At 52.8% G+C, this 15,788-nt stretch carries 14 protein-coding genes and 3 pseudogenes; 9 read left to right on the plus strand and 8 right to left on the minus strand.

Going from position 1 to position 15,788, the window contains the following annotated elements:
- Positions 1-160 precede the first annotated feature (160 nt).
- The 3 genes and pseudogenes from aadA1 to HUZ68_RS05405 form a co-directional block, all read right to left on the minus strand.
- Positions 161-952 carry an ANT(3'')-Ia family aminoglycoside nucleotidyltransferase AadA1 gene (gene aadA1, locus HUZ68_RS05395; RefSeq protein ID WP_001206316.1) on the minus strand — a complete coding sequence of 264 codons (792 nt, stop codon included), beginning with the start codon at positions 950-952 and terminating at the stop codon, positions 161-163.
- A gap of 92 nt (positions 953-1,044) precedes the next feature.
- Positions 1,045-2,214, minus strand: a pseudogene (locus HUZ68_RS05400) (CmlA family chloramphenicol efflux MFS transporter); the annotation flags it as partial.
- A gap of 75 nt (positions 2,215-2,289) precedes the next feature.
- Positions 2,290-2,994 carry an IS6-like element IS26 family transposase gene (locus HUZ68_RS05405; protein ID WP_001067858.1) on the minus strand — a complete coding sequence of 235 codons (705 nt, stop codon included), beginning with the start codon at positions 2,992-2,994 and terminating at the stop codon, positions 2,290-2,292.
- Between the two features lie 63 nt (positions 2,995-3,057).
- Here HUZ68_RS05405 and HUZ68_RS05410 point away from each other — a divergent pair.
- The 3 genes and pseudogenes from HUZ68_RS05410 to oqxR all read left to right on the plus strand — a co-directional run.
- Positions 3,058-3,285, plus strand: a pseudogene (locus HUZ68_RS05410) (class A beta-lactamase); the annotation flags it as partial.
- A 189-nt stretch (positions 3,286-3,474) separates the two neighbouring features.
- Positions 3,475-4,179, plus strand: coding sequence for an IS6-like element IS26 family transposase (locus tag HUZ68_RS05415; RefSeq protein WP_001067858.1), 705 nt, complete (start codon positions 3,475-3,477; stop codon positions 4,177-4,179).
- Between the two features lie 101 nt (positions 4,180-4,280).
- Positions 4,281-4,760 (plus strand): efflux pump transcriptional repressor OqxR, encoded by a 480-nt coding sequence (gene oqxR, locus HUZ68_RS05420; protein ID WP_000888203.1) that lies wholly within the window; start codon positions 4,281-4,283, stop codon positions 4,758-4,760.
- A 69-nt stretch (positions 4,761-4,829) separates the two neighbouring features.
- On the opposite strand, the gene oqxB is transcribed toward oqxR, so the two are convergent.
- Positions 4,830-7,982 carry a multidrug efflux RND transporter permease subunit OqxB gene (gene oqxB, locus HUZ68_RS05425; RefSeq protein ID WP_000347934.1) on the minus strand — a complete coding sequence of 1,051 codons (3,153 nt, stop codon included), beginning with the start codon at positions 7,980-7,982 and terminating at the stop codon, positions 4,830-4,832.
- A gap of 23 nt (positions 7,983-8,005) precedes the next feature.
- Entirely contained in the window at positions 8,006-9,181 is a 1,176-nt protein-coding gene (gene oqxA / locus HUZ68_RS05430; protein ID WP_002914189.1) for a multidrug efflux RND transporter periplasmic adaptor subunit OqxA, read from the minus strand.
- Between the two features lie 319 nt (positions 9,182-9,500).
- On the opposite strand from oqxA, the gene HUZ68_RS05435 reads away from it, so the two are divergent.
- Together HUZ68_RS05435 and bleO are read left to right on the plus strand one after the other, a co-directional pair.
- On the plus strand, positions 9,501-10,205 hold the full coding sequence (locus HUZ68_RS05435) for an IS6-like element IS26 family transposase (protein ID WP_001067858.1): 705 nt from the start codon (positions 9,501-9,503) through the stop codon (positions 10,203-10,205).
- A gap of 193 nt (positions 10,206-10,398) precedes the next feature.
- Positions 10,399-10,785: a bleomycin binding protein gene (gene bleO / locus HUZ68_RS05440; protein ID WP_063102497.1), complete on the plus strand. Its 387-nt coding sequence runs from the start codon at positions 10,399-10,401 to the stop codon at positions 10,783-10,785.
- 319 nt (positions 10,786-11,104) lie between these two features.
- On the opposite strand, the gene HUZ68_RS05445 is transcribed toward bleO, so the two are convergent.
- The 3 genes from HUZ68_RS05445 to HUZ68_RS05455 all read right to left on the minus strand — a co-directional run bounded on the left by HUZ68_RS05445 (position 11,105) and on the right by HUZ68_RS05455 (position 12,688).
- Positions 11,105-11,497, minus strand: a complete 393-nt coding sequence (locus HUZ68_RS05445; RefSeq protein WP_000084745.1) for a pyridoxamine 5'-phosphate oxidase family protein — start codon at positions 11,495-11,497, stop codon at positions 11,105-11,107.
- A gap of 334 nt (positions 11,498-11,831) precedes the next feature.
- Positions 11,832-12,536: an IS6-like element IS26 family transposase gene (locus HUZ68_RS05450; protein WP_001067858.1), complete on the minus strand. Its 705-nt coding sequence runs from the start codon at positions 12,534-12,536 to the stop codon at positions 11,832-11,834.
- A gap of 11 nt (positions 12,537-12,547) precedes the next feature.
- Positions 12,548-12,688 (minus strand): hypothetical protein, encoded by a 141-nt coding sequence (locus HUZ68_RS05455; RefSeq protein WP_020219413.1) that lies wholly within the window; start codon positions 12,686-12,688, stop codon positions 12,548-12,550.
- Positions 12,689-12,851: 163 nt separating this feature from the next.
- Between HUZ68_RS05455 and HUZ68_RS05460 the strand changes: the two genes are divergently transcribed.
- From HUZ68_RS05460 to HUZ68_RS05475, 4 genes and pseudogenes are all read left to right on the plus strand, one after another.
- Positions 12,852-13,409 (plus strand): recombinase family protein, encoded by a 558-nt coding sequence (locus HUZ68_RS05460; RefSeq protein WP_001235713.1) that lies wholly within the window; start codon positions 12,852-12,854, stop codon positions 13,407-13,409.
- A gap of 182 nt (positions 13,410-13,591) precedes the next feature.
- Positions 13,592-14,452, plus strand: coding sequence for a broad-spectrum class A beta-lactamase TEM-1 (locus HUZ68_RS05465; RefSeq protein ID WP_000027057.1), 861 nt, complete (start codon positions 13,592-13,594; stop codon positions 14,450-14,452).
- A 158-nt stretch (positions 14,453-14,610) separates the two neighbouring features.
- Positions 14,611-14,880: pseudogene (locus HUZ68_RS05470) on the plus strand (IS91 family transposase); the annotation flags it as partial.
- Positions 14,881-15,049: 169 nt separating this feature from the next.
- The gene (locus HUZ68_RS05475) at positions 15,050-15,754 is read left to right on the plus strand and encodes an IS6-like element IS26 family transposase (RefSeq protein ID WP_001067855.1); all 705 of its coding nucleotides are present in this window, start codon (positions 15,050-15,052) and stop codon (positions 15,752-15,754) included.
- Positions 15,755-15,788: the final 34 nt, after the last annotated feature.

Genomic DNA, 15,788 nt, shown 5'->3' on the forward strand with positions numbered 1-15,788 from the left:
CCTCTACGGTATGAAGGATAAATAGTGGTGGCTATGAGTTGCCAAAAACAGTCTTGCGGCTGTCGATTTTCTGTGAGCATACGCAACGCCAAATCTGGCATCTAACGCTTGAGTTAAGCCGCGCCGCGAAGCGGCGTCGGCTTGAACGAATTGTTAGACATTATTTGCCGACTACCTTGGTGATCTCGCCTTTCACGTAGTGAACAAATTCTTCCAACTGATCTGCGCGGGAGGCCAAGCGATCTTCTTCTTGTCCAAGATAAGCCTGTCTAGCTTCAAGTATGACGGGCTGATACTGGGCCGGCAGGCGCTCCATTGCCCAGTCGGCAGCGACATCCTTCGGCGCGATTTTGCCGGTTACTGCGCTGTACCAAATGCGGGACAACGTAAGCACTACATTTCGCTCATCGCCAGCCCAGTCGGGCGGCGAGTTCCATAGCGTTAAGGTTTCATTTAGCGCCTCAAATAGATCCTGTTCAGGAACCGGATCAAAGAGTTCCTCCGCCGCTGGACCTACCAAGGCAACGCTATGTTCTCTTGCTTTTGTCAGCAAGATAGCCAGATCAATGTCGATCGTGGCTGGCTCGAAGATACCTGCAAGAATGTCATTGCGCTGCCATTCTCCAAATTGCAGTTCGCGCTTAGCTGGATAACGCCACGGAATGATGTCGTCGTGCACAACAATGGTGACTTCTACAGCGCGGAGAATCTCGCTCTCTCCAGGGGAAGCCGAAGTTTCCAAAAGGTCGTTGATCAAAGCTCGCCGCGTTGTTTCATCAAGCCTTACGGTCACCGTAACCAGCAAATCAATATCACTGTGTGGCTTCAGGCCGCCATCCACTGCGGAGCCGTACAAATGTACGGCCAGCAACGTCGGTTCGAGATGGCGCTCGATGACGCCAACTACCTCTGATAGTTGAGTCGATACTTCGGCGATCACCGCTTCCCTCATGATGTTTAACGCCTGAGCTCAGCCGACCGAAACCGCGTAGCGGTTTTGGGTCGGCTGCAGCGATTTGTTGGGCGATAGCTTGCCACATTCTCTCAACGATTGGGATTTGATGTACTTTCCGCACTTTGTAGCGCGACCACATCATGCTCCCCCTGGCCGCGAGAGCCCTTCACTCGGGAAACACAAGACAGACCGAGCACGACTGTTGCAAGGGTCAAACAGTACACGACAACCGGCCAAGCCGTGTTGCGCGGCAACAGCGAAATGATCAACGTTCCGATGCTTCCTAGCAGTACACCGCCCAAGCAGAAGTAGACTGCCGTGACCGTTCCAGCAACATGGTCGAATCCTCGAAGAGCGCCATTGGGCGCCACAGATACCGCTGTGGCGACACCAATACCCACTAGCCACATTGGAGCAATAAAGCCTAACACGGACTGCAAAGCCCATATTTCGGTGATGGCAAGCAATACTGCTCCAGCTATCAGGCATCCCATTCCCATTCGCAAGACACTTGGGCTGCCCCACTTGGGTATCACACGCCCCATAAAACGAGCCGTAAACACCATGGCAATTGCCACTGTGGCGAACAGCAGGCTGAAGCCAAGCTGAGACACACCTTGCCTGCCCATCATTAGTCCGGGCGCAATGGAGAAAAAGACGAAGAAGCTACCCATTCCAGCGGCGTAACACAACGTGTACAACCAGAAGTTCAGGCACTTAACGGGGAGTAGCAGCTGCGACCATTGCAAGCCCGCAACTCGTTGCACCCGGGTTTCAGGCCAGAATCGCCACGCTGCTGCAGATGCAGCGATCATGCCCAAACCTAGAAACGCAAAGATAGCCCGCCACCCAAGCCACATGTCGACGAGCGCTCCGAGCAATGGGCCTACCGCCGGGACCATGGCCAGCATGGATCCGAGTATGCCGTAAATGACATTACTTTCCTCGCGACCTGCGTAAATGTCACGTACTGTTGCAAATGTGGAAACAAGGCACGCCGAGGCACCACAAGCCTGAAGAATCCGAAGCCCCAGAAAGACTTCAGCCGATGACGTAAGAGCGAGGCCCATTGACGCCACAACGTAGGCGAGGCCACCTCCCAGTAGAACGGGGCGGCGCCCCAGTCGGTCCGATAGCGGTCCAAACAAGAGCTGACCGGCACCAATCATGACCAAGTACGTTGTCAGCGTAAGCTGAATTGTGCTCGCTGTCGTACCAAGCGCGTTTGGCATAAACGGCACTGCTGGCAAGTAGGGGTCTGACGCTCAGTGGAACGAAAACTGGCACTGTTGCAAAGTTAGCGATGAGGCAGCCTTTTGTCTTATTCAAAGGCCTTACATTTCAAAAACTCTGCTTACCAGGCGCATTTCGCCCAGGGGATCACCATAATAAAATGCTGAGGCCTGGCCTTTGCGTAGTGCACGCATCACCTCAATACCTTTGATGGTGGCGTAAGCCGTCTTCATGGATTTAAATCCCAGCGTGGCGTTGATTATCCGTTTCAGTTTGCCATGATCGCATTCAATCACGTTGTTCCGGTACTTAATCTGTCGGTGTTCAACGTCAGACGGGCACCGGCCTTCGCGTTTGAGCAGAGCAAGCGCGCGACCATAGGCGGGCGCTTTATCCGTGTTGATGAATCGCGGGATCTGCCACTTCTTCACGTTGTTGAGGATTTTACCCAGAAACCGGTATGCAGCTTTGCTGTTACGACGGGAGGAGAGATAAAAATCGACAGTGCGGCCCCGGCTGTCGACGGCCCGGTACAGATACGCCCAGCGGCCATTGACCTTCACGTAGGTTTCATCCATGTGCCACGGGCAAAGATCGGAAGGGTTACGCCAGTACCAGCGCAGCCGTTTTTCCATTTCAGGCGCATAACGCTGAACCCAGCGGTAAATCGTGGAGTGATCGACATTCACTCCGCGTTCAGCCAGCATCTCCTGCAGCTCACGGTAACTGATGCCGTATTTGCAGTACCAGCGTACGGCCCACAGAATGATGTCACGCTGAAAATGCCGGCCTTTGAATGGGTTCATGTGCAGCTCCATCAGCAAAAGGGGATGATAAGTTTATCACCACCGACTATTTGCAACAGTGCCGATAAAGTTGCAGGACCACTTCTGCGCTCGGCCCTTCCGGCTGGCTGGTTTATTGCTGATAAATCTGGAGCCGGTGAGCGTGGGTCTCGCGGTATCATTGCAGCACTGGGGCCAGATGGTAAGCCCTCCCGTATCGTAGTTATCTACACGACGGGGAGTCAGGCAACTATGGATGAACGAAATAGACAGATCGCTGAGATAGGTGCCTCACTGATTAAGCATTGGTAACTGTCAGACCAAGTTTACTCATATATACTTTAGATTGATTTAAAACTTCATTTTTAATTTAAAAGGATCTAGGTGAAGATCCTTTTTGATAATCTCATGACCAAAATCCCTTAACGTGAGTTTTCGGGCACTGTTGCAAATAGTCGGTGGTGATAAACTTATCATCCCCTTTTGCTGATGGAGCTGCACATGAACCCATTCAAAGGCCGGCATTTTCAGCGTGACATCATTCTGTGGGCCGTACGCTGGTACTGCAAATACGGCATCAGTTACCGTGAGCTGCAGGAGATGCTGGCTGAACGCGGAGTGAATGTCGATCACTCCACGATTTACCGCTGGGTTCAGCGTTATGCGCCTGAAATGGAAAAACGGCTGCGCTGGTACTGGCGTAACCCTTCCGATCTTTGCCCGTGGCACATGGATGAAACCTACGTGAAGGTCAATGGCCGCTGGGCGTATCTGTACCGGGCCGTCGACAGCCGGGGCCGCACTGTCGATTTTTATCTCTCCTCCCGTCGTAACAGCAAAGCTGCATACCGGTTTCTGGGTAAAATCCTCAACAACGTGAAGAAGTGGCAGATCCCGCGATTCATCAACACGGATAAAGCGCCCGCCTATGGTCGCGCGCTTGCTCTGCTCAAACGCGAAGGCCGGTGCCCGTCTGACGTTGAACACCGACAGATTAAGTACCGGAACAACGTGATTGAATGCGATCATGGCAAACTGAAACGGATAATCAACGCCACGCTGGGATTTAAATCCATGAAGACGGCTTACGCCACCATCAAAGGTATTGAGGTGATGCGTGCACTACGCAAAGGCCAGGCCTCAGCATTTTATTATGGTGATCCCCTGGGCGAAATGCGCCTGGTAAGCAGAGTTTTTGAAATGTAAGGCCTTTGAATAAGACAAAAGGCTGCCTCATCGCTAACTTTGCAACAGTGCCCTCTGCGGTGCTAAAAAGAACAAGATTCACCGCAACCCAGGACACTGCCATGTTAGATTACCGCTTCCCGACAGCTTTGCAGATGGTTCTCAGCGTAGCAATGGCGGAGCAGATGGGTGAACGTTCGACGAGTGCGATTCTGGCCTACGGCCTGGAAGCGAACCCGAGCTTTATCCGTAAACTAATGGTTCCGCTAACTCGTGACGGCATTATCGTCTCCACGCTTGGTCGCAACGGCTCAATTCATCTTGGCCGTCCGGCGGACAAGATCACCCTGCGTGATATCTATCTTTCGGTTATCGAAGATAAAAAACTGTGGGCGTCGCGTCCTGACGTCCCGGCCCGCTGCGTGGTCAGCGCCAACGCCTGCTGGTACTTCAAATCGGTTGCCGATGAAGCAGAGCAGGCTTCGTTAAACGTCCTCGCTCGCCATACCGTGGCCAGCGCGCTGGAGGCGGTCAAAAACGCCGATACCAGCGGCTGCGACCCGGTGCCGGAAATGATCGCCCGCTTTAAAAAAGCGCATTAATCATTTTCTGGTGACGAAAAAAAACCGCCTTCAAATTGTGAAGGCGGTTTTTTTGTTATCTGCTGCAGGCTAGGCGGGCAGATCCTCCTGGACCGGCTTCCTGCGGGTCACCAGTTTCCGTAGCGTCACGTAAAACACCGGCGTCAGGAACAGACCGAAGAGCGTCACGCCCAGCATCCCGGAGAACACCGTGATCCCGGTGACGCCGCGGACTTCCGCCCCCGCGCCGTGGCCGAGGATCAGCGGAATGGTCCCGGCGATAAAGGCGATGGAGGTCATCACGATCGGGCGCAGACGCAGGCGGCATGCCTCCAGCGCCGCTTCCATGATGCCTTTCCCCTGGATCTCCAGCTCGCGGGCAAACTCGACGATCAGAATGGCGTTTTTACAGGCCAGGCCCATCAGGACCACCAGACCCACCTGCACGAAGACGTTGTTATCGCCCCCGGTCAGCCAGACGCCAAACAGCGCGGAGAGCATCGTCATCGGTACGATAAGGATCACCGCCAGCGGCAGGGTCCAGCTTTCATACAGCGCGGCCAGTACGAGGAATGCCAGCAGCACCGCCACCGGGAAGACGATCAGCGCCGTGTTGCCCTGGGTGGCCTGCTGGAAGCTGAGATCCGTCCACTCAATATTCATCCCATTCGGCAGGATCTGCTTCGACAGCTCTTCCAGATGCGTCATCGCCTGCGAAGAAGAGAGGACCCGCGGATCGGCATCGCCAATCAGGTCCGCCGCCGGATAACCGTTGTAGCGGATCACCGGATCCGGCCCGTAGGTGGTACTGATATTCACCATACTGCCGATCGGTACCATTTCGCCCTGATTATTGCGGGTGCGCAGATTGGCGATATCTTCCACGCTCTCGCGGTATGGTCCGTCAGCCTGGGCCATCACGCGCCAGGTACGCCCGAACTGGTTAAAGTCATTGACATAAGACGAGCCGAGATAGGTCTGCAGCGTACCGAACAGATCGGTTAGCGATACCCCCTGCGCTTTCGCCTTATCGCGATCGACCTGCACGTCCAGCTGCGGCACGTTAGCCTGGTAAGTCGAGATCGGGAAGTGCATCCCCGGCGTCTGCATAATCGCCCCGGACATCGCATTCACCGCGCTTTGCAGCGCGCCATAGCCCAGCCCTCCGCGATCCTGGATGTACAGGGAGTAGCCGGAACCCTGACCCAGACCTAAAATCGGCGGCGGCAGGATGGAAAAGCCAAAGCCCTGCTGGATTTGCGCGATTTTGGCGTTGATCTCCGCGTTAATTTCCGCCGCCGTGTGTTTGCGCTGGTCGAACGGTTTCAGGCCAAAAAAGACCGTCCCGGTATTCGGCGTGTTGGTGAACTGCAGCGCGTTAAGCCCCGGGAAAGCGACCGCATAGTCGACCCCTTCGGTATTCATCCCGATCTCGCTCATTTTGCGGATCACCGCGTCGGTGCGCGCCAGCGACGACCCTTCCGGCATCTTCACGCCGCCAATGAGATACAGCTTATCCTGGGTGGGAATAAACCCGCCGGGGACGACTTTAAACATCACCCCAGCGGCGCAGAGCAGCAGCAGGTACACCGCAAACACTGCGCCACGGCGTCCAAGCGTTTTGCCTACCAGTCCCTGATAGCCGTTCGAGCTGCGCAGGAAAAAGCGGTTAAACGGACGGAAAATCCAGCCAAACAGGCGATCGATCAGCCGGGTAGGGAGGTCTTTCTTCGCGCCGTGCGGCTTTAACAGCAGGGCCGCCAGCGCCGGGGAGAGCGTCAGCGAGTTGATGGCCGAGATCACCGTCGAGATGGCGATGGTCACCGCGAACTGTTTGTAGAACTGGCCGGTGACCCCGGAGAGAAACGCCATCGGCACGAACACCGCACACAGCACCAGCGCAATGGCGATAATCGGCCCGGAGACCTCACGCATCGCCTGATGCGCCGCGGCAAGCGGCGCAAGCCCCTCTTCGATATTACGCTCGACGTTCTCCACCACCACGATGGCGTCGTCCACCACGATACCGATAGCCAGTACCAGCCCGAACAGGCTCAGGGTATTCAGCGAGAAGCCCAGCAGATAGAGAATGCTGAAGGTACCCACCACCGATACCGGCACAGCGATCAACGGGATAATCGACGCGCGCCAGGTCTGCAGGAACAGGATCACTACCAGCACCACCAGCACTACCGCCTCCAGCAGCGTCTGCACCACCGCGCGGATGGAGTCGCGGACGAAAACCGTCGGGTCGTACGGCGCCGCCCATTGCATATCTTCCGGGAAGCGGGTGGCCAGCTCGGCCATTTTGGCGCGTACCGCGTTCGACAGATCGATGGCGTTAGCGCCGGGTGACTGGAAGATACCGATCCCGACCGCATCCTTATTGTTGAGCTGGGAGCGCAGCGCATAGCTACCGGAACCCATCTCGATGCGCGCCACGTCGCGCAGGCGGACCAGCGAGCCATCCTGCGCCGTTTTCAGAATGATATTGCCAAACTCTTCTTCGGTATGCAGACGGCCCTGGGCGTTAATGGAGATCAGGAAATCGCTCTCCTGCGGCAGCGGCTCGGCGCCAAGCTGTCCGGCAGACACCTGGACGTTTTGCTCCTGCATCGCCGTCACCACATCCGAGGCCGTCAGACCGCGGGCAGCGACCTTATTGGGATCCAGCCAGACGCGCATCGCATATTCACCGGAGCCAAAAATCTGGATCTGGCCGACGCCGGGCAGGCGCGCCAGCTCATCCTTCACTTTCAGCGTGGCGTAGTTGCGCATATACAGCGAGTCGTACTTCCCGCCGGGGGAGAACAGATGCACCACCAGGGTCAGCGTCGGAGACTGCTTCTGGGTGGTGATCCCCAGACGGCGTACATCCTCCGGCAGACGCGCTTCGGCCTGCGCGACGCGGTTCTGCACCTGAACCTGCGCCTGATCCGGGTCGGTACCCGGGCGGAAGGTGACGGTGGTGACCAGCACGCCGTCGGAGCCGGCGACCGATTTCATGTACATCATGTTTTCAACGCCGTTGATCGCTTCCTCCAGCGGCGTCGCCACGGTCTCGGCAATCACTTTCGGGTTGGCGCCGGGATACTCCGCGCGCACCTGGACGCTCGGCGGGACGACATCCGGATATTCGCTCACCGGCAGCAGTGGGATAGCGATTAACCCGGTGATAAAAATTAAAATCGACAGCACCGCGGCGAAAATCGGCCTGTCGATAAAAAAGCGGGAAAAGTCCATGTCTTGGATTCTCTGATTAGGGATCAGTTAAGGGTGGCGCTGGAGGTCATGGCAACGGTTTTGGCGTTAACCGGCATACCCGGCATAAACACTTTTTGTAAGCCGTCGACGATGACGCTATCCCCAGGATTCAACCCCTTCTGAACGATGCGTAAACCGTCTGCCAGCCGCCCTGGGGTAATGTCGCGGCGCTGTGCTTTACCATCTTTATCAACGATATAGACGTATTTACGATCCTGATCGGTCAGTACCGCTTTGTCGTCGATCAGCGTGGCTTTGAACTCTGCGCTGCCCGGCAGACGCACGCGGGCAAACAGCCCCGGCGTGAACAGACGCTGCGAGTTATCCAGCAGCGCACGCATGCGGATGGTGCCGGTACTCGGCGTTAACTGATTATCGAGAAAATCCACTTTGCCCTGGTGGGGGTAACCCTCCTCGCCCACCAGGCCAATCTCCACCGGGAGCGCCTGATTATCGCTGGACGCGCCTTGCCCGCGGCGGGCGAGGTTTTGATAGTGGAGGTAGGTTGACTCGTCGACGTCAAAGTAGACGTACACCGTCTTTTGCGAGACCAGGGTGGTGAGCACGCTGGCGGTGTCGCCCGCGGTGACCAGGTTACCGCTGGTGATCAGCGCCCGGCTGGCGCGGCCGTCAATAGGGGCGGTCACTTTGGTGAAGTCGAGGTTAAGCTGCGCGGCATCCACCGCCGCCTGCGCGGCGCGAATGTCGGCCTGCGCCTGAACCGCGGCTGACCGGCGCTGCTCCCACTCTTCACGGGAGACGAGGTTGGTATGGACTAATTTATCGGTGCGGTTCGCCTCGCTTTGCGCGAGGCTGGCCTGCGTTTTGGCTCTTGCCAACGCCGCCTGCGCCTGCTCCAGCGCGGCGCGATAGGTTCTGTCATCTATCGTGAACAGCACCTGGCCCTTTTTCACCTCCTGGCCGTCAGTGTAATTCACTTTATCAATGTATCCCGAGACGCGAGGGCGAAGCTGAACGCTCTCCACCGCTTCAATGCGACCGTTAAAACTATCCCACTGACTGATCGACTTCACCAGCACCTTAGCGGCGCTGACCGTCGGGGCGGGAGGCGCAGCATTCTGTGCGACGCTGTCGTCGCAGCCGACGAGCAGAAAGGAGAGCATCATCGCGCCGAGCGCGGTCAGGTGAATGTTTCCCCAGGTTTTTTGCAGGCTCATTATTTTTATTCCGGTAAATGTAGCCGCCGGGCAAGACGCAGCGTGAGAAGCCGCGCCACTTCCTTTGTCCGGGCTGGCTTAAGGCCATTTGTGTCGATCATCGCCACAAAACTGTAACAATTTCGAATACACTATCGCGGCGATTGTAGGAAGGCGCTTAACTAAGTGCAAGAATAATTGTTGCACTTTATGTGCGGTCCAGGGGGGGGATAAAAAACCGCGATCCCGGCGTGGATTTAAATGTAACAATAAAACTGGCACTGTTGCAAATAGTCGGTGGTGATAAACTTATCATCCCCTTTTGCTGATGGAGCTGCACATGAACCCATTCAAAGGCCGGCATTTTCAGCGTGACATCATTCTGTGGGCCGTACGCTGGTACTGCAAATACGGCATCAGTTACCGTGAGCTGCAGGAGATGCTGGCTGAACGCGGAGTGAATGTCGATCACTCCACGATTTACCGCTGGGTTCAGCGTTATGCGCCTGAAATGGAAAAACGGCTGCGCTGGTACTGGCGTAACCCTTCCGATCTTTGCCCGTGGCACATGGATGAAACCTACGTGAAGGTCAATGGCCGCTGGGCGTATCTGTACCGGGCCGTCGACAGCCGGGGCCGCACTGTCGATTTTTATCTCTCCTCCCGTCGTAACAGCAAAGCTGCATACCGGTTTCTGGGTAAAATCCTCAACAACGTGAAGAAGTGGCAGATCCCACGATTCATCAACACGGATAAAGCGCCCGCCTATGGTCGCGCGCTTGCTCTGCTCAAACGCGAAGGCCGGTGCCCGTCTGACGTTGAACACCGACAGATTAAGTACCGGAACAACGTGATTGAATGCGATCATGGCAAACTGAAACGGATAATCAACGCCACGCTGGGATTTAAATCCATGAAGACGGCTTACGCCACCATCAAAGGTATTGAGGTGATGCGTGCACTACGCAAAGGCCAGGCCTCAGCATTTTATTATGGTGATCCCCTGGGCGAAATGCGCCTGGTAAGCAGAGTTTTTGAAATGTAAGGCCTTTGAATAAGACAAAAGGCTGCCTCATCGCTAACTTTGCAACAGTGCCGCCCCAGCAGCATCTCCAGCTGTGAACGCTGTTCGGCTGACGGTATCAGTGCCAGTTTGTTCCACAGGCGCAACGTCGCCTTTTCCCTTACCTCTGAAATCAACCGGGTCAGCGTAGTGGCTCCGGGGAGAATAATAGTCTATCCCGGCATTGCCAGTCGGGGATATTAAAAAGAGTATAGGTTTTTATTGCGATAAACTAGGTTTCACTTTGGTTCACCATGAAGATGGATTCGCAGTTCTAATGTGTAATGAGGTTCGGATTCATCTATGGGAGGCAAGTGATGAAGGCTGGCGCTCTCGTAGTAATGATTCACCGGTTTGTACAGGTGCGGAGTCGTTTATTGCTGGTACTGCTAGTTGCCGCATTGAAGTAGAGGGAATTGATGAATTATATCAACATATTAAGCCTTTGGGCATTTTGCACCCCAATACATCATTAAAAGATCAGTGGTGGGATGAACGAGACTTTGCAGTAATTGATCCCGACAACAATTTGATTAGCTTTTTTCAACAAATAAAAAGCTAAAATCTATTATTAATCTGTTCAGCAATCGGGCGCGATTGCTGAATAAAAGATACGAGAGACCTCTCTTGTATCTTTTTTATTTTGAGTGGTTTTGTCCGTTACACTAGAAAACCGAAAGACAATAAAAATTTTATTCTTGCTGAGTCTGGCTTTCGGTAAGCTAGACAAAACGGACAAAATAAAAATCTAAATATGCTTGAACAACTTGTAACTTAAATTCATAACTGTATTTTGCCATAAAAAATGACCTCCCATAAGTTAGATTTTTGGTCTAACTTATGGGGGTCAGTTCATTCTACACTTGGGCTGCATGTTTTGATTAATTATCTAATATCTCCGGATCTCCTGTAAAGGAATATAAAACTGCCTGCATGTTTTTCAAATAAAATACGGTGAATTTCCCATCATCAGCGCTATACCAATCTCTCAAAGGCGGATTTGCTTCAAGCATTGCTTCCCTTGCTTCCACGGTATCATCAATTACGGCTTCGCCGGTGAGCCGAATCCATTTTCCTTTTGCCATACCTGAGACTTCCACCTTTGAATTTGCCAATAACTGCTGATAAACTTTTTTCTGATTGGTTGTACCAAGATAGACCTTGCCATTCCTCTCCATGGCTGCATTAAACGGTCTGACCCTTGGCTGGTCTCCTTCAACGGTTGCAAAATAAAAAGTTTTTGCTTCATTTAAAAAATCAACAACTTGACTCATCCTTTTTTACCTCCATAAATAAATTTTTCTTTACTTTTCTTTGACCTAAATTCCACGTGCATTTTTTATTAGCTTAAAAGAACACTATTTCACGAAGAATTTAAACTGATACTCCCACATTGTAACATTATTTACCACCACCTTTCAATCTTTTTCAATAAATTATTGATTGCAACTTTTGAGTAAAGATACTTATTAAACCCTGCAAGTTATCCACAGAGCAACACTCGATTTTCAAGATGATATCTTTATTATACCAGACATTTTTCATACACTTCCTTGGGCACTGTTGCAAAGTTAGCGATGAGGCAGCCTTTTGTCTTATTCAAAGGCCTTACATTTCAAAAACTCTGCTTACCAGGCGCATTTCGCCCAGGGGATCACCATAATAAAATGCTGAGGCCTGGCCTTTGCGTAGTGCACGCATCACCTCAATACCTTTGATGGTGGCGTAAGCCGTCTTCATGGATTTAAATCCCAGCGTGGCGTTGATTATCCGTTTCAGTTTGCCATGATCGCATTCAATCACGTTGTTCCGGTACTTAATCTGTCGGTGTTCAACGTCAGACGGGCACCGGCCTTCGCGTTTGAGCAGAGCAAGCGCGCGACCATAGGCGGGCGCTTTATCCGTGTTGATGAATCGCGGGATCTGCCACTTCTTCACGTTGTTGAGGATTTTACCCAGAAACCGGTATGCAGCTTTGCTGTTACGACGGGAGGAGAGATAAAAATCGACAGTGCGGCCCCGGCTGTCGACGGCCCGGTACAGATACGCCCAGCGGCCATTGACCTTCACGTAGGTTTCATCCATGTGCCACGGGCAAAGATCGGAAGGGTTACGCCAGTACCAGCGCAGCCGTTTTTCCATTTCAGGCGCATAACGCTGAACCCAGCGGTAAATCGTGGAGTGATCGACATTCACTCCGCGTTCAGCCAGCATCTCCTGCAGCTCACGGTAACTGATGCCGTATTTGCAGTACCAGCGTACGGCCCACAGAATGATGTCACGCTGAAAATGCCGGCCTTTGAATGGGTTCATGTGCAGCTCCATCAGCAAAAGGGGATGATAAGTTTATCACCACCGACTATTTGCAACAGTGCCAAATATCGTGCCAGCTGAAGCTCATCCGGTTCACCGGTGAATCTGCCATAGCTTTCAGTCTGCTCAGTGGTCAGAAAGTCAACGGGCATATCGGCCTCCCTGCCTGACGGGCATTTAGTAACATTTTTCCAACCGTACGAAATGTTATAAATTATCGGACATCGTAAAACTGTTACATTAATATGTCTATTAAATCGTAAATTTGTAATAATAGACATGAGTTGTCCGATATTCGATTTAAGGTACATTTTTATGCGACTTTTTGGTTACGCTCGGGTCTCAACCAGTCAGCAGTCTCTTGATCTTCAGGTCAGAGCACTCAAAGACGCAGGTGTGAAAGCAAACCGTATATTTACCGATAAGGCATCCGGCAGTTCAACAGACCGGGAAGGGCTGGATTTGCTGAGGATGAAGGTGGAGGAAGGTGATGTCATTCTGGTTAAGAAGCTCGACCGTCTTGGCCGCGACACTGCCGATATGATCCAACTGATAAAGGAATTTGACGCTCAGGGCGTGGCAGTCCGGTTCATTGATGACGGGATCAGTACCGACGGTGATATGGGGCAAATGGTGGTCACCATCCTGTCGGCTGTGGCACAGGCTGAACGCCGGAGGATCCTAGAACGCACGAATGAGGGCCGACAGGAAGCAAAGCTGAAAGGAATCAAATTTGGCCGCAGGCGTACCGTGGACAGGAACGTCGTGCTGACGCTTCATCAGAAGGGCACTGGTGCAACGGAAATTGCTCATCAGCTCAGTATTGCCCGCTCCACGGTTTATAAAATTCTTGAAGACGAAAGGGCCTCGTGATACGCCTATTTTTATAGGTTAATGTCATGATAATAATGGTTTCTTAGATGTCAGGTGGCACTTTTCGGGGAAATGTGCGCGGAACCCCTATTTGTTTATTTTTCTAAATACATTCAAATATGTATCCGCTCATGAGACAATAACCCTGGTAAATGCTTCAATAATATTGAAAAAGGAAGAGTATGAGTATTCAACATTTTCGTGTCGCCCTTATTCCCTTTTTTGCGGCATTTTGCCTTCCTGTTTTTGCTCACCCAGAAACGCTGGTGAAAGTAAAAGATGCTGAAGATCAGTTGGGTGCACGAGTGGGTTACATCGAACTGGATCTCAACAGCGGTAAGATCCTTGAGAGTTTTCGCCCCGAAGAACGTTTTCCAATGATGAGCACTTTTAAAGTTCTGCTATGTGGTGCGGTATTATCCCGTGTTGACGCCGGGCAAGAGCAACTCGGTCGCCGCATACACTATTCTCAGAATGACTTGGTTGAGTACTCACCAGTCACAGAAAAGCATCTTACGGATGGCATGACAGTAAGAGAATTATGCAGTGCTGCCATAACCATGAGTGATAACACTGCTGCCAACTTACTTCTGACAACGATCGGAGGACCGAAGGAGCTAACCGCTTTTTTGCACAACATGGGGGATCATGTAACTCGCCTTGATCGTTGGGAACCGGAGCTGAATGAAGCCATACCAAACGACGAGCGTGACACCACGATGCCTGCAGCAATGGCAACAACGTTGCGCAAACTATTAACTGGCGAACTACTTACTCTAGCTTCCCGGCAACAATTAATAGACTGGATGGAGGCGGATAAAGTTGCAGGACCACTTCTGCGCTCGGCCCTTCCGGCTGGCTGGTTTATTGCTGATAAATCTGGAGCCGGTGAGCGTGGGTCTCGCGGTATCATTGCAGCACTGGGGCCAGATGGTAAGCCCTCCCGTATCGTAGTTATCTACACGACGGGGAGTCAGGCAACTATGGATGAACGAAATAGACAGATCGCTGAGATAGGTGCCTCACTGATTAAGCATTGGTAACTGTCAGACCAAGTTTACTCATATATACTTTAGATTGATTTAAAACTTCATTTTTAATTTAAAAGGATCTAGGTGAAGATCCTTTTTGATAATCTCATGACCAAAATCCCTTAACGTGAGTTTTCGTTCCACTGAGCGTCAGACCCCTTATGGCAGAGCAGGGAAAGGAATTGCCGGGCTATGTGCAACGGGAATTTGAAGAATTTCTCCAATGCGGGCGGCTGGAGCATGGCTTTCTACGGGTTCGCTGCGAGTCTTGCCACGCCGAGCACCTGGTCGCTTTCAGCTGTAAGCGTCGCGGTTTCTGCCCGAGCTGTGGGGCGCGGCGGATGGCCGAAAGTGCCGCCTTGCTGGTTGATGAAGTACTGCCTGAACAACCCATGCGTCAGTGGGTGTTGAGCTTCCCGTTTCAGCTGCGTTTCCTGTTTGGGGTCGTTTGCGGGAAGGGGCGGAATCCTACGCTAAGGCTTTGGCCAGCGATATTCTCCGGTGAGATTGATGTGTTCCCAGGGGATAGGAGAAGTCGCTTGATATGGCACTGTTGCAAATAGTCGGTGGTGATAAACTTATCATCCCCTTTTGCTGATGGAGCTGCACATGAACCCATTCAAAGGCCGGCATTTTCAGCGTGACATCATTCTGTGGGCCGTACGCTGGTACTGCAAATACGGCATCAGTTACCGTGAGCTGCAGGAGATGCTGGCTGAACGCGGAGTGAATGTCGATCACTCCACGATTTACCGCTGGGTTCAGCGTTATGCGCCTGAAATGGAAAAACGGCTGCGCTGGTACTGGCGTAACCCTTCCGATCTTTGCCCGTGGCACATGGATGAAACCTACGTGAAGGTCAATGGCCGCTGGGCGTATCTGTACCGGGCCGTCGACAGCCGGGGCCGCACTGTCGATTTTTATCTCTCCTCCCGTCGTAACAGCAAAGCTGCATACCGGTTTCTGGGTAAAATCCTCAACAACGTGAAGAAGTGGCAGATCCCGCGATTCATCAACACGGATAAAGCGCCCGCCTATGGTCGCGCGCTTGCTCTGCTCAAACGCGAAGGCCGGTGCCCGTCTGACGTTGAACACCGACAGATTAAGTACCGGAACAACGTGATTGAATGCGATCATGGCAAACTGAAACGGATAATCGGCGCCACGCTGGGATTTAAATCCATGAAGACGGCTTACGCCACCATCAAAGGTATTGAGGTGATGCGTGCACTACGCAAAGGCCAGGCCTCAGCATTTTATTATGGTGATCCCCTGGGCGAAATGCGCCTGGTAAGCAGAGTTTTTGAAATGTAAGGCCTTTGAATAAGACAAAAGGCTGCCTCATCGC

This window comes from Shigella dysenteriae (genome assembly GCF_022354085.1).
GTDB lineage: Bacteria > Pseudomonadota > Gammaproteobacteria > Enterobacterales > Enterobacteriaceae > Escherichia > Escherichia coli.

Excerpts from the sequence above, each read along its gene's own strand:
- HUZ68_RS05460 (WP_001235713.1), top strand. The coding sequence starts at position 12,852 with ATGCGACTTTTTGGTTACGCTCGGGTCTCAACCAGTCAGCAGTCTCTT.
- aadA1 (WP_001206316.1), bottom strand. The coding sequence starts at position 952 with ATGAGGGAAGCGGTGATCGCCGAAGTATCGACTCAACTATCAGAGGTA.
- HUZ68_RS05435 (WP_001067858.1), top strand. The coding sequence starts at position 9,501 with ATGAACCCATTCAAAGGCCGGCATTTTCAGCGTGACATCATTCTGTGG.
- oqxB (WP_000347934.1), bottom strand. The coding sequence starts at position 7,982 with ATGGACTTTTCCCGCTTTTTTATCGACAGGCCGATTTTCGCCGCGGTG.
- oqxA (WP_002914189.1), bottom strand. The coding sequence starts at position 9,181 with ATGAGCCTGCAAAAAACCTGGGGAAACATTCACCTGACCGCGCTCGGC.
- HUZ68_RS05445 (WP_000084745.1), bottom strand. The coding sequence starts at position 11,497 with ATGAGTCAAGTTGTTGATTTTTTAAATGAAGCAAAAACTTTTTATTTT.
- HUZ68_RS05455 (WP_020219413.1), bottom strand. The coding sequence starts at position 12,688 with ATGCCCGTTGACTTTCTGACCACTGAGCAGACTGAAAGCTATGGCAGA.
- oqxR (WP_000888203.1), top strand. The coding sequence starts at position 4,281 with ATGTTAGATTACCGCTTCCCGACAGCTTTGCAGATGGTTCTCAGCGTA.
- HUZ68_RS05415 (WP_001067858.1), top strand. The coding sequence starts at position 3,475 with ATGAACCCATTCAAAGGCCGGCATTTTCAGCGTGACATCATTCTGTGG.
- HUZ68_RS05450 (WP_001067858.1), bottom strand. The coding sequence starts at position 12,536 with ATGAACCCATTCAAAGGCCGGCATTTTCAGCGTGACATCATTCTGTGG.
- HUZ68_RS05475 (WP_001067855.1), top strand. The coding sequence starts at position 15,050 with ATGAACCCATTCAAAGGCCGGCATTTTCAGCGTGACATCATTCTGTGG.
- HUZ68_RS05465 (WP_000027057.1), top strand. The coding sequence starts at position 13,592 with ATGAGTATTCAACATTTTCGTGTCGCCCTTATTCCCTTTTTTGCGGCA.
- HUZ68_RS05405 (WP_001067858.1), bottom strand. The coding sequence starts at position 2,994 with ATGAACCCATTCAAAGGCCGGCATTTTCAGCGTGACATCATTCTGTGG.